This is a genomic window from Actinoplanes awajinensis subsp. mycoplanecinus, assembly GCF_001509495.1.
Classification (GTDB): Bacteria; Actinomycetota; Actinomycetes; order Mycobacteriales; family Micromonosporaceae; genus Actinoplanes; species Actinoplanes palleronii.
Genome location: NZ_LLZH01000293.1, coordinates 1 through 11,931, shown reverse-complemented (window position 1 = coordinate 11,931; position 11,931 = coordinate 1). Strand labels below are relative to the sequence as shown.

The following is an 11,931-nucleotide window of genomic DNA, read 5'->3' as shown; positions in this document are numbered from 1 at the left end:
CGTTTTCTACGGCGGTCGCGTCGTCGTCTCGGGTCGTCATGCCGTTCAGCCAACCGGTTCGGCGGGTCCGGCGCAGTCACGCAGGAGTGAGTCTGCAAGGTAACGCCAGCACTACCGACGGCATCGATTCCCGGCGGTACCGTGCCCTTCATGCCGGCTCGCAACGCGCTCGAGGCGCTCACACTCCGGCCCACCGTGTTCCTGCGGTCGGGCTGGCCGTGGCGCTCGCTCGCCTATCTGAGCGGCGGCGCGCTGCTCGGCTGTGTCACGGTGTCGGTGGTGATCCTGCTGGTGCTGATCGGCGCGCTGCTGTCGATCCTGGTGATCGGCCTGGCCGCCTACGTGGCGACCGCACTCTCCGGCATCGCGGTCGCCCGGATGGAGCGCCGCCGGATGCGCCTGGTCGACGCGGACGTGCTGCCCGATCCGCACCGGCCGGTGCTGCGGCCCGGGCTGCGGGCCTGGCTCGGCGTCCGGCTGCGCGAGCAGGTCACCTGGCGCGAGCTGGGCTATGCGATGGTCTCGGCCGGCCTGCTCTGCTGGATGGACCTGCTGGTGGTCGGCGTGGTGGTCTTCGTGCCGGGCGCGACCCTGGGCGCGCCGTTCTACATGACCGACGAGCAGTGGGGCCACCGCCTGCTGATGTTCGCCGCCGGAATCCCGCTGACCGTGGTGCTGGCCTGGCCGGTGACCGCCTGGGCCGGCGCCCGCGCCGCGATGGCCCGGGCGATCCTGGCCCCGCGCGCACACGACGCCGACGAGAAGCTGATCGAGGTCACCCGGTCGCGGGCCCGGCTGGTCGACGCGTTCGAGCTGGAACGCCGCAGGATCGAGCGGGACCTGCATGACGGCGCCCAGCAGCGGCTGGTGGCGCTCAGCCTGCAGATCGGCATGGCCCGGCTGGAGCTGCCGCCGGGCAGTCCGGCCGCCGAGGCCGTGGCCGCCGCGCACGACCTGGCCAAGCAGGCGCAGATCGAGCTGCGCGAGCTGATCCGCGGGGTGCATCCGAAGATCCTGACCGACCGGGGCCTGCCGGCGGCGGCCGGCGAGGTGGCGTCGATCGCGCCGTTACCCGTCGACCTGGACTTCGACCTGCCCGGCCGGTTCCCGATCAGCCTGGAGCTGACGGCGTATTTCGTGATCGCGGAGGCGCTGACCAACGTGGCCAAGCACAGCGGCGCGACCCGGGCCCGGGTCACCGGCCGGTTCACCGAGGGCCGCCTGATCGTCGAGATCCGCGACGACGGCCGCGGCGGCGCCGACCCGTCGGCGGGCACCGGCCTGATCGGCCTCGCCGACCGGGTCGAGGTGGTGAACGGCTCGGTGGCCCTGGCCAGTCCACCGGGCGGCCCCACGGTGCTGCGCGTGGAGCTCCCGCTCCCCCCGGAGGACCTGCCGTCGTTGCCCGGCCGCGCTGCGGCAAAGCCACCCGTCGGTGAGGCGGGAGATTCGACCAGCGGTGATGTGGGGAGTGGGCATGAGTGAGTCACTGCGGGTGGTGATCGCGGAGGACGGGGTGATCGTCCGGGAGGGTGTGTCCGGGATGCTGCGGCGTTTCGGGCACGATGTGGTGGCCGCGGTCGGTGACGCCGACGCGTTGCGGGCCGCGGTGCGGGAGCACCGGCCGGACGTGGTGGTCACCGACGTGCGGATGCCGCCCGGCTTCAGCGACGAGGGGCTGCAGGCCGCGATCGCCCTGCGGGCCGCGGATCCGGAGTTGCCGGTGCTGGTGCTGAGTCAGTACGTCGAGCAGACCTATGCCGCCGAGCTGCTCGACTCGGGCGGAGGGACCGGGGTCGGGTACCTGCTCAAGGAGCGGATCGGCGATGTGACCGAGTTCGTCGACGCGCTGGTCGCGGTGGCCGGCGGGCGCACCGTGGTGGATCCGGAGGTGGTCCGTCAGTTGCTGTCCCGGCGCCGGGATCCGCTGCACCGGCTCACCGTCCGGGAACGTGAGGTGCTCGGGCTGATGGCCGAGGGCCGGTCGAACGCGGCGATCGCCGGGGAGCTGACGGTCTCCGAGGCCGCGGTGGCGAAACACATCAACGGCCTGCTGACCAAGCTCGACCTGCCACCCGACGCCGACGATCACCGCCGGGTCCGCGCGGTGCTCGCCTACCTGCGGGGCTGATCGTGAGGCGAGCGGGCGTCGCCGGCCGAAAAGGGAACGGGAGGGCGCGGGCCTGCGGGGAGGAGTGGTCGCCGGACCGAGGGCGGAGACGAAGGGCGGATCGCAGAGAACAACGGGCCTGGCCGGGAGATGCGCGATCCGGACCCGAGGCGGGGCAGGGCACCGATCGGAAGGATCGCGGGCCGGGCCGGAGAGGGCGCGGGCTCGATCGAGAGAGGCGCCACCCCTCGAAAAGATTGACCGATGGCTATTGATATCGGAGGTGGAGCAAGCCAAGCTGGGGCCGGTTGTTACCGGCGGGTATCCCCGGCGGCCGGCGTGCGGGGAGTGTTCGTGCAGCGTTGATCCGGGCGCTGCCTGCCGGACCCGTGCCCTCCGGCCGGCCGTGCGGAAATCTTCGGAGCGATCACCCCTGATCGATACGTGAAGGAGTCCGGCTCATGGTTTCCCCGACCATTCCCCCCGAGCCCACCAGCCCCGACCTGGTCAGCCTTGACCTTGCCGGTTCCGGCCGCACCGGTTCCGGTCGCACCGGCCACGCACCCGCCGCTCCGGCGCCACGCGGCCGGAGCGTCCGCCGCGCGATGGTCGTCGCCGGCAGTGCGCTGGCCGTCCTGCTCGCCAGTGCGACCCCGGCCCTGGCCGCGCCACCAGCCAAGCTGCCCGGCAACGCCGAGGCGGTCGAGACGAAGTGGCAGCCGGCGTACGACTACGACACCGACGGCTGCTATCCGAGCCCGGCAATCGGCCCGACCGGCACGGTCAACGGCGGTCTCAAGCCGGCCGGTTCGCTCAGCGGCGACTGCCACGACACGTCCGACCTGGACAACACGAACGGCTACTCGCGCTACAAGTGCAACAACGGCTGGTGCGCGATCGCGTACGGCCTCTACTTCGAGAAGGACCAGGCACTCGCGAACAGCTCGATCGGCGGCCACCGCCACGACTGGGAGCACGTCGTGGTCTGGACCCAGAACGACGTCGCCAAGTACGTCGCCACCTCGAACCACGGCGACTTCACCGTGCACGCCGCGAGCAGCGTGATCTTCACGGGCACCCACCCGAAGATCGTCTATCACAAGGACGGCGCGAGCACGCACTGCTTCCGGCTCGCCAACAGCGGCGACGAACCGGCCGAGAACGCCTACCACGTCTGGCAGTACCCGACGCTCGTCGGCTGGACTGGCTTCCCGTCGGCCGGCGTGCGCACCACGCTCAGCAACTACGACTTCGGCAGCGCGAACTTCGGCCTCAAGGACGCCAACTTCGTCGGCCTGATCACCGACGCGATGCCCGCCGGTATCACCTTCAACCCGGCGGTCTGAGACCGATTTTCACCATCGGGTCGAGGCGGTCCGGACGCTTCCCGGTCCGCCTCGGCTCAGGCCGCTTCCTCTTCGGTACGACCTCAGCGCCAGAGTTCCGCCCGTTCCGCTCAGCCGCAGACCTGACCCGGCCGGCGTGCGCCACGAGTCGTTCCGCGGGGGCCGGCGGCTCGACGTCCGGCGCAGCCCCGTGCACCGGAGACCGCGACCGCCGGCTGCTACCGGTCGGTGACCGCGCTGATCGTGGCGAGCAGGCCGGCGGCCAGGTCGTAGCGGTCCCGCGGCACCACGTGCATGATCCCCGCGGGTTGTTCCGGCGGGGGCAGCGGTGCCGGGTTCCTCCGGTAGGCGGGCAGCGTCGCCACCTGCCCGGTCACCTGGGCCGGGAAGTGGAACCGGCCGGTGTCCCGGGCGCCGGCCAGGTACAGAGTCACGTCGAAGCCGGCCGGGAGGTCCGCGTCCCAGCCCGGGAACACCGTCTTGAACTCGGCGTACCCGTGCGGGTCGGTCATCTGCGCGCCACACAGGTCCGGTGCGGACGGCTCCGGCGCGCGCTGCGAGATCTCCAGGACCGCCCCGGGCAGTGGCCGGTCGAGCGCGTCGAGGACCCGGATCCGGACCATCATCGGCACGCCGGACCCGGCCGGCGCCAGCTCCCGCTGGACCACGAACCGGTCCCCGGCGGCGGCGGGTGCGGGCCGGAGCTGGCAGATCGCCGGCACCGGTCCGGGGAAGTCCAGTGTGATGACGGCGCGCCGGTTCATCACCGGCGCGGCGGCGCGCTCCTCGTGTCCCATTTTTGTCCCTACGTCCCCTGACGACTTACGTCCCGTAAATGATCATCGCAGGGGTAAAAGACTCAAATAGGTCTTTTGCCGTAAATATTCGCGTTGTGGCGGCCGCCGTCCCGAGCCCTGAGACCAACCCCCGGAGCGCCACCCCGCCACGTCGGCCCAAGCCACAGGCAGCGACAGGCCACCCCGAGCCCGAGCCGCCGGACAGCGGCGGCCGCCCCGAGACCGAGCCGCCGGACAGCGGCGGCCGCCCCGAGATCGAGCCGCCGGACAGCGGCGGCCGCCCCCGGCCCGACCCGCAGAGCAGCGGCAGGCCGCCCCGGGCCCGGGCCGCGAGACACCCCTGGAAGCCGGCCGGGCGCGAGCGAGATGCGCTGCGGTCTCGGCTGGTGCTGAGGGGTGCCTCGCGGCCCGGATGGCACCGCTGGAAGCCAGCCGTGCGGTCTTGGCTGGCTCGTGGGGGTGCCTTCTCGCCCTTGAGGCACCCCCGAGAGCCAGCCGGAGGGAGCGGGGTGCGCTGCGGGTCTGGAGTGGCTGCGGTCTTGGCTGGTTTTCAGGGGTGTCTCAGCGCCCTCGAGACACCCCTGAGGGCCAGCCGGGGCGTCCGGCGTCGCGAGGGTGTCGGGGGGCGTGGGGGTGTCAGGCGGCGCGGAGCTGGGTCAGGACGAGGGGGTCGATGGCGGCTGGGACGATGCGCATCTCCAGGTTTTCGATGCCGGCCCAGGAGGCCAGGGCCTCGTCCAGATCCGCGTCGTGTTGGCCGAGATCGGTCAGCCGCCGCCGGACCTCGGCCGCGAGTTCCCCGGTCAGCGGCAGCAGCGTCGCCGGGTCGGGACGGTCGAAGTACATCGTGTGCAGCTCGAGCAGCCGGCCCAGCTCGCCGACCGGATCGGGGTGGTCGTCGACGCGGAGGTCGACCAGCACGTCGCTGGTTCCCCCGTACCCCTGGCCCTTGGCGACCACCAGCAACGCCGCGCTCTGCCGCCCACGCCGGTCACCGCCTGCCTGATCTCCGGCGCGCAGCGCCGCCAGCAGCCGATACGCGATCCGTGAGTCGGACGCGGACCCCAGCCACTGCTTCGCCATGTCCTCGACCACCGCCGGTCCGGCCAGCATGTTGCCCTGGGCCGCATACCCGTCACCGGCCGCGCCGCCGGCCCACGGATGGCAGTCCGGGCCGGTGAACGTCGCCCCGGGCCCGGCCGTGCCGACCACGCCGACCTGCCGGTGCCCGACCGGCCCGGCGTCCCCGGCGATCAGCGCCTTGACCACCTCCGCCGCGGCCACCCCGGTGCCCAGCAGCGCGAGCCCCTGCGGCCGGTAGGCGAGATTGGCGTAGGACTGGGTGGCCACCGCGCCGACGTCGGCCAGCGCGGCCGGCACCGCCGCGCCGACACCGAGGAACTTGCTGGCCACCGCCACACCCAGGGCCGCGCCGTCGGCGGACCGGCCCACGATCGAGAACGTCATGGCCGCACGCTATCCGAACCGCACGCCGCCACAGCCGGCAACCGCGCGCTGCCAAAGCCGATGACCAAGGACAGAGCCGGCGACCGCGCGGCTGACACGGCCGATGAACAAGGACGGAGCTGGTAACAAACGCGGTGCAGACTGCGGAAATGCAGTGGTTACCGATCGCCCGGGACGCCGAGGTCAGCACGCGTCCGCTCGCCGTGACCGCCGACGGCGTACCCCTGATGGTCTATCGCCCGGAACCCGACGCGGACCCGGTGGTGTTCGCGGACCGCTGCCCGCACCGCCTCGTGCCGCTGTCCGCGGCGGTCGTCGAGGACGGCCGGCTGCGCTGCGCCTATCACGGCTGGGAGTTCGACGCGTCCGGCGCGTGCGTCACGGTGCCGTCGCAGGGGTCCATCCCGCCGCGAGCGAGCCTGCCACCAGGACCACCAATCAAGATCTTCGACGGTACGATCCACGTGCTCGCGGCCGGCCTCCCCGCCCCGGACCCGACCGAGCTGCTCACCAACGAGGACCCGGCGCTGCGGCACGGGTGGCACCCGGTCGGCCTGGCCACCGAGCGGCTCGACGAGGTGCAGCTGCTGGGCGAGACGTTCCGGCTCGCCGAGTCCCGCACCCAGGAGCGCTGGGGCATGATCTGGCTGGCCCCGGACGAGCCGAAGGTCGGCCTGTTCACCGACCCGGATGCCGACGACCGCGACTACGTGGGCGCCTGGCTGCCCCCGGCCCGCACGCCCGCCTCGGCCGGCCTGGTCGCCGACAACTTCCTGGACGTGGCGCACTTCCCGTTCGTGCACGCGAAGACCTTCGGCGCCGCCGAGGAGAAAACCGTTCCCCGGTACGAGGTGAGCACCGAGCCGTACGGCTGCCGCAGCGTGCAGGAGCAGTGGTTCGACAACCCGGAGGACCCCGGGGTGCTCGCCGGGATCCGCCCGGTCCGCCAGCGGCGCCGGGCCACCTACGTCTACCGCGCCCCGTTCCAGCTGCTGCTGCGCCTGGAGGAGCTGGACGCCGGCGCGGTCAAGACGATCCTGTTCTTCGCCCAGCCGGAGTCCGCGACGAGCACCCGGATCTACACGAAGATGCTGTTCCACGGCATCGGCGGCGTGCCCGACCCATCGGCCGAGGTGGTCGCCGGCGAGGTCGCGTTCGAGGAGGCGGTGCTCGCCGAGGACCTGGAGCTGCAGCAGCGGCTCCGGATCACCGGTCTGCCCCTGCGCATGCGCGACGAGCTGCACGTCCGCGCGGACCTGCTCGGCGTCCACCTCCGCCGCATCCTGGCCGACTTCCGCTCCTGACGTCCCGCGATCCGCTTGTGGTCTTGTCCGCCGCGGACTAACGTACAACCACATGGTTGTAGGTGAGGACGGCGCGGATCTCGTGTTCCACGCGCTCGCCGACGCCACGCGGCGCGACATCCTGACCCGGGTGAGCCGGGCGGGACAGTCCGTCTCGGCGCTCGCCCGGCTCTACCCGATGAGCTTCGCGGCCGTGCAGAAGCACGTCGCGGTGCTCGAGCGGGCCGAGCTGGTCACGAAGGAGCGGCGCGGGCGGGAGCAGATCGTGCACGGCAACCCGTCCGCCCTGCGGGACGTGGTCGGCGGGCTGATGGACACGTACGAGAGGATCTGGCGGCAGCGGGCCGACCGGATCACCGAACTCCTTCAGGAGGAGACATGACGGTCACCGGGAGCACCACCGACACCGAGGCGTTGACGTTGACGTTCGTCGCCGACTTCGACGCGCCGGCCGAGCAGGTCTGGGGCGTCTGGGCCGATCCTCGCAAGCTGGAGCGCTGGTGGGGCCCGCCGACCTGGCCGGCCACCTTCACCCGGTACGAGTTCACGCCGGGCGGCGCCGCGCGCTACCACATGACCGGCCCGGACGGCACCGAGTCGCACGGCTGGTGGACGATCACCGCGATCGAGGCGCCGCACCGGCTGGAGCTCGACGACGGCTTCGCCGACAAGCACGGCGAGCCGGTCGACGCCGACCGGCCGGGGCACGTGGTGGTCACGTTGGAGAGCACCCCGAGCGGGACGCGGATGACGGTGGTGAACCACTTCGCGGACGCCGAGGCCCTGCAGATGCAGCTGAAGATGGGCATGGAGGAGGGCATGCGGCTGGCCCTCGGCCAGATCGACGCGGTCCTGGCGACCACCTGACAGACGTCCCGGTCCGGCCGGGACGCCGTCACGCGCGGCCCGGGACACCGGGCCGCGAGGGTGGACCCACGTGAATCCTTGACGAGAGGACGTGGGTTCCATGACGACGACCATCGATCGGCTGATCCGGACCGGCGGCGGCGTGCTCTGCGCGGGTGGCGTGCTCAGCGCCGCCGCCGCGATCGGGCAGGACTTCGCCGACGACAAGACGGTCAACCCGGCGTTCACCGCGGTCGGTGTGGTCGGGGTGCTGGGCGGGCTGCTCACCCTGCTCGGGCTGCCGGCTTTTTATGCCGTGCAGGCCCACCGGGCCGGCCGGCTCGGCGCGATCGGGTTCCTGCTCACCTTCCTCGGCTGGGCCGGTCTCGAGGTGGGCACCCGGCCGCTCTACGACTTCGTGGCCCCGGCGCTCTACGCCCGGCCCGGCAACGCCGATCTCGCCGTGGACGGTGCGTTGGACGAGATCACCAACGGCTTTCTCTGGTACGTCGGTGCCGGCCTGATCGCGCTCAACCTGGGCCTGCTGCTCCTCGGCATCGCGACGGCCCGCGCCCGGGTGTTCCCGCGCTGGCTCGGCTGGGCGGTGGCGGCCGGCCCGATCGCGATCGTCCTGCTCGGACCGGTCGAGCAGGAGGTCGTCGGCGTGCTGCTCGGACTGCTCGCGTACGCGGGGTACCGGACCGCCACCGGCCGGACGGCCGAGACCGTACCGGTGCTCGCGGACGCACACTGAAGACGTGCGCCGGATCCCCGGTCCCGCTCTCACGATCCTGGCCGCGCTGGCAGCGGCCGGGTTCGTGGCGTCGCTGCCGTCGGCGTACCGGCGGCTCGTGGCGTTCGACCCGTACCTGGTGCCGCACCCGGACGCGGTCCGCGCCGGGCTCGCCGGGTGGGGTGTCCCGCCGGGCGCGTACGCGGTCGCCTGGCTCACCGGTCTCTGCCTGATCGCAGTGATCTTCATCGGGGTCGGCCTGCTGATCCTGATCCGCCGCCCGGACGACCGGGCCGCGCTGCTCTGCGCCGGGGTCCTGATCGCGTTCGGCGGGATCTGGCCGAACACGGTGCCGGTCCCCGGCTGGCCCGCGCCGCTCGCGGTGGCCACCGAGGTCGTCGCGGACGCCGCCTTCATCGGGTTCTTCGGGCTGGTCTTCGTCTTCCCGGACGGCCGGTTCACCCCGCGCTGGACCCGCTGGGCCTGCCTCGGCCTGGCGATCCACGTGGTGGTCGCGGAGACCGGGACGATCCCGGAGCCGCTCGACATCGGCCTGGCCCTGGTCTGGATCGGCTGCGGCGTCACCGCGCAGGTGCACCGCTACCGGCGCGTCTCCACCCCGGCCCAGCGCCAGCAGACCAAGTGGGTGGCCGCCGCACTGATCGCCGCGATGACCGGTTTCGGGCTGGTGGCCGGCCTCCAGCCGCTGCCGGTGTTCAGCCGGTCCGGGCCGGGTGCGCTGGTCTACAACGGCCTGACGATGCTGGCCTTCGGCGGACTGTTCTGCCTGGTCCCGATCGCCATCGCGCGGGCCGTGCTGCGCCGCCGGCTGTGGGACATCGACCCGATCCTGAACCGGGCGCTGCTGTACGGCACGCTCACCGCCGCGCTCACCGCGGTCTACGCCGTGATCGTCACGTGGGCGGCGCGGGGTGTCGAGCTGCGTGGCTATCCGGTGGCGTCGTTCCTGGCCGCGGCGGTGGTGACGGTGCTCGTCGAGCCGCTCCGGCGCCGCCTGCGCGGCTGGGCGAACCGGGTCACCTACGGGCAGCGGGAGGATCCGTACGCGGTGGTGACCGCACTGGCCCGGCGGCTGGAGGACCCGGACGCCTCGCTGCCCGCGCTGGCCGCCTCGGTGCGGCGGGCGATGCGCTCGCCCTACGCGGCGATCGTGGCACCGGACGGGAGTGTGCTGGCCGGCAGCGGCACCGCGGTATCGGCATCGGTCCGGACGCCGCTGGTGCAGCAGGGTGAGGTGGTCGGCGAGTTGCGGGTCGCGCCACGGGCCCCGGGGGAGACCTACGACCGGCGGGACCGGCGGCTGCTCGCCGACCTGGCCCGGCACAGCGCCCCGGCAGTGCGCGCCGCCCGGCTGCACGACCAGGTGCTCCGCTCCCGGGAACGCCTGGTCACCGCCCGTGAGGAGGAGCGCCGGCGGCTGCGCCGGGACCTGCACGACGGCCTCGGGCCGGCGCTGGCCGCGCAGACCCTGCAGGTCGAGGCCGCGGTCGCGGTGCTGCGCGACCGTCCGGAGCAGGCCGAGGCGCTGCTGGCTGAGGTGCTGGCCCGGGGCGCGGAGGCGGTCGGCGAGGTGCGCCGGATCGCACACGGCCTGCGGCCGCCGGCCCTGGACGAGCTCGGGCTGGCCGGTGCGGTCCAGGTCGCTGCCGGGGAATTCGCCGCCACATTTCCGGTACGCGTGGATGCGGCCGGCCTCCCGCCGCTGCCCGCCGCCGTGGAGGTGGCCGGCTACGCGATCGTCCGGGAGGCGCTCACCAACGTGGCCCGGCACGCGGCGGCCGGCTCGGCGCGGGTGGTGCTGCGGGCCGGCGACGGTGCGCTGCTGATCGACGTGATCGACGACGGGCGGGGGCCGGGCACCGGCCCGGCCGGGGTGGGCACGGTGTCCATGCGCGAGCGGGCCCGGGAACTCGGCGGCTCCTGCGAGATCAGCGGCCGGCCGGGCGGCGGGACGACGGTCTCCGCGCGCCTCCCGTTGCCCGTCGTCGCGTCCCCGGCCGCGCTGGCGCCGGCTTCGGTGGCGGTGGCTGATCAGGAGGGGGTGTGGTCGTGAGTCCGCTCCGGGTGCTGATCGCCGACGACCATGAGCCGTTCCTGGCCGGGCTGCGCGCCGTGCTCTCCCTGGCCGATGACATCGAGGTGGCTGCCGAGGCGGCCGACGGTGCCACCGCGGTCGCCGAGGCGCTGCGCTGCCAGCCCGACGTGGTGCTGATGGATCTCCGGATGCCCGGCCTGGACGGGATCGAGGCGACCCGCCGGATCGTCGCCGCGTCCCCGCACATCGGGATCGTGGTGCTGACCATGCTGGAGGACGACGAGTCGGTGTTCGCCGCGTTGCGCGCCGGCGCCCGCGGCTACCTGCTCAAGGGCGCGCTGCGGGCCCAGTTGGTCCGCGCGGTGCGGGCGGCGGCCGACGGCGAGGCGCTGCTCGGGGCCGGTGTGGCCCGCCGGATAGCCGACTTCCTCCGGCCGCGGCCGCCGGAGACCGCCTTTCCGCAGCTCACCGACCGGGAGCGGGAGGTGCTGGCACTGGTCGCCGGGCATCGCACCAACCCGGAGATCGCCCGGCAGCTCGGCTTGTCCGCCAAGACCGTCCGCAACCACGTGTCGAACATCCTCACCAAGCTCCGGGTGGCCGGCCGCGCCGAGGCCATCGTGCAGGCCCGCGAGGCCGGTCTGGGCCGCTGATCCCCGGCCGTGCCCGTGCAGTCCTGGTGGGTTGATGAAGACAGGCCTTCGCCGGCGGATGTCCGGCCATCGCGGACGGCGACTGCCGCTCCCGCAACCGAGGCGGTCCGGCTGGCGCGGGTGGTGCTCGGTCAGCTTCCGGGGGCGGCGGCGGGAGTCCGCGTCCGGTGCCGGCGGGGCGGTGAGAGCGCGCCGCGGTGCCGGCGGGGCGGTCGGGGCACGCGTCCGGTCCCGGTAGGGCGGTAGAGGTACGCGATCGATGCCGGTAGGGCGGTCGGGGCACGCGATCGATGACGGTCGGGCGGTAGGCGCACGCGTTCGGCGGGGTTCGAGGGCGGTAGCGGCACGCGATCGGGTTGTGCGTGCGTCTGCCGCCCACGCGAGGGGCGGTAGGGGGCCGCGATCCCGTACCGCGGACATCTACCGCCCACCCGGGGGCGGCAGGCGCACGCACCGGTCAACCGCGTACCCGCACCGCCCTCCGCCGGGCGTGACGACCAGCCTCGACGCGCGGAAGCGCCCCGGCGGCATCCACCCCGCGCAAACGTCCCGCGCCGCACAGAGCCCGCCCTCCCTGGGGGCTCCCCCTTGGACAGTGTGGCGGGGGAGGGGGTGGGGT

Annotated in this window: 11 protein-coding genes; 9 read left to right on the top strand and 2 right to left on the bottom strand. The window is 73.4% G+C overall.

Features of this window, described 5'->3' with window-relative positions:
- Positions 1 to 150 precede the first annotated feature (150 nt).
- From ADL15_RS33200 to ADL15_RS33190, 3 genes are all read left to right on the top strand, one after another.
- Entirely contained in the window at positions 151 to 1,485 is a 1,335-nt protein-coding gene (locus tag ADL15_RS33200; protein ID WP_083972067.1) for a sensor histidine kinase, read from the top strand.
- Complete coding sequence (locus ADL15_RS33195) at positions 1,478 to 2,131, top strand: response regulator transcription factor (protein ID WP_067699499.1); 654 nt, start codon at positions 1,478 to 1,480, stop codon at positions 2,129 to 2,131. Before ADL15_RS33200 ends, ADL15_RS33195 begins: the two co-directional genes overlap by 8 nt.
- Before the next feature lie 440 nt (positions 2,132 to 2,571).
- Positions 2,572 to 3,456 carry an NPP1 family protein gene (locus ADL15_RS33190; protein ID WP_083972064.1) on the top strand — a complete coding sequence of 295 codons (885 nt, stop codon included), beginning with the start codon at positions 2,572 to 2,574 and terminating at the stop codon, positions 3,454 to 3,456.
- A 218-nt stretch (positions 3,457 to 3,674) separates the two neighbouring features.
- Here ADL15_RS33190 and ADL15_RS33185 read toward each other — a convergent pair whose 3' ends face one another.
- On the bottom strand, positions 3,675 to 4,253 hold the full coding sequence (locus ADL15_RS33185; protein ID WP_067699421.1) for a peptidase associated/transthyretin-like domain-containing protein: 579 nt from the start codon (positions 4,251 to 4,253) through the stop codon (positions 3,675 to 3,677).
- Positions 4,254 to 4,889: 636 nt separating this feature from the next.
- Positions 4,890 to 5,720 (bottom strand): DUF1028 domain-containing protein, encoded by an 831-nt coding sequence (locus ADL15_RS33180; protein ID WP_067699419.1) that lies wholly within the window; start codon positions 5,718 to 5,720, stop codon positions 4,890 to 4,892.
- 149 nt (positions 5,721 to 5,869) lie between these two features.
- Here ADL15_RS33180 and ADL15_RS33175 point away from each other — a divergent pair, with 149 nt between their 5' ends.
- From ADL15_RS33175 to ADL15_RS33150, 6 genes are all read left to right on the top strand, one after another.
- On the top strand, positions 5,870 to 7,024 hold the full coding sequence (locus tag ADL15_RS33175) for a Rieske 2Fe-2S domain-containing protein (RefSeq protein WP_067699417.1): 1,155 nt from the start codon (positions 5,870 to 5,872) through the stop codon (positions 7,022 to 7,024).
- A 52-nt stretch (positions 7,025 to 7,076) separates the two neighbouring features.
- The gene (locus tag ADL15_RS33170; RefSeq protein ID WP_067699415.1) at positions 7,077 to 7,406 is read left to right on the top strand and encodes an ArsR/SmtB family transcription factor; all 330 of its coding nucleotides are present in this window, start codon (positions 7,077 to 7,079) and stop codon (positions 7,404 to 7,406) included.
- On the top strand, positions 7,403 to 7,891 hold the full coding sequence (locus ADL15_RS33165; RefSeq protein ID WP_067699413.1) for an SRPBCC family protein: 489 nt from the start codon (positions 7,403 to 7,405) through the stop codon (positions 7,889 to 7,891). The genes ADL15_RS33170 and ADL15_RS33165 overlap by 4 nt, the downstream gene beginning before the upstream one ends.
- Positions 7,892 to 7,991: 100 nt before the next feature.
- Positions 7,992 to 8,624, top strand: a complete 633-nt coding sequence (locus ADL15_RS33160; protein ID WP_067699411.1) for a hypothetical protein — start codon at positions 7,992 to 7,994, stop codon at positions 8,622 to 8,624.
- A 4-nt stretch (positions 8,625 to 8,628) separates the two neighbouring features.
- The gene (locus tag ADL15_RS33155) at positions 8,629 to 10,677 is read left to right on the top strand and encodes a sensor histidine kinase (RefSeq protein WP_067699409.1); all 2,049 of its coding nucleotides are present in this window, start codon (positions 8,629 to 8,631) and stop codon (positions 10,675 to 10,677) included.
- Positions 10,674 to 11,312: a response regulator gene (locus tag ADL15_RS33150; protein ID WP_067699496.1), complete on the top strand. Its 639-nt coding sequence runs from the start codon at positions 10,674 to 10,676 to the stop codon at positions 11,310 to 11,312. The genes ADL15_RS33155 and ADL15_RS33150 overlap by 4 nt, the downstream gene beginning before the upstream one ends.
- The last annotated feature ends 619 nt before the right edge of the window (positions 11,313 to 11,931 follow it).

Bases quoted from the DNA above. Each gene is read 5' to 3' on its own strand.
- ADL15_RS33195 (WP_067699499.1), top strand. From the start codon at position 1,478: ATGAGTGAGTCACTGCGGGTGGTGATCGCGGAGGACGGGGTGATCGTC.
- ADL15_RS33170 (WP_067699415.1), top strand. From the start codon at position 7,077: ATGGTTGTAGGTGAGGACGGCGCGGATCTCGTGTTCCACGCGCTCGCC.
- ADL15_RS33180 (WP_067699419.1), bottom strand. From the start codon at position 5,720: ATGACGTTCTCGATCGTGGGCCGGTCCGCCGACGGCGCGGCCCTGGGT.
- ADL15_RS33165 (WP_067699413.1), top strand. From the start codon at position 7,403: ATGACGGTCACCGGGAGCACCACCGACACCGAGGCGTTGACGTTGACG.
- ADL15_RS33190 (WP_083972064.1), top strand. From the start codon at position 2,572: ATGGTTTCCCCGACCATTCCCCCCGAGCCCACCAGCCCCGACCTGGTC.
- ADL15_RS33160 (WP_067699411.1), top strand. From the start codon at position 7,992: ATGACGACGACCATCGATCGGCTGATCCGGACCGGCGGCGGCGTGCTC.
- ADL15_RS33200 (WP_083972067.1), top strand. From the start codon at position 151: ATGCCGGCTCGCAACGCGCTCGAGGCGCTCACACTCCGGCCCACCGTG.
- ADL15_RS33185 (WP_067699421.1), bottom strand. From the start codon at position 4,253: ATGGGACACGAGGAGCGCGCCGCCGCGCCGGTGATGAACCGGCGCGCC.
- ADL15_RS33175 (WP_067699417.1), top strand. From the start codon at position 5,870: ATGCAGTGGTTACCGATCGCCCGGGACGCCGAGGTCAGCACGCGTCCG.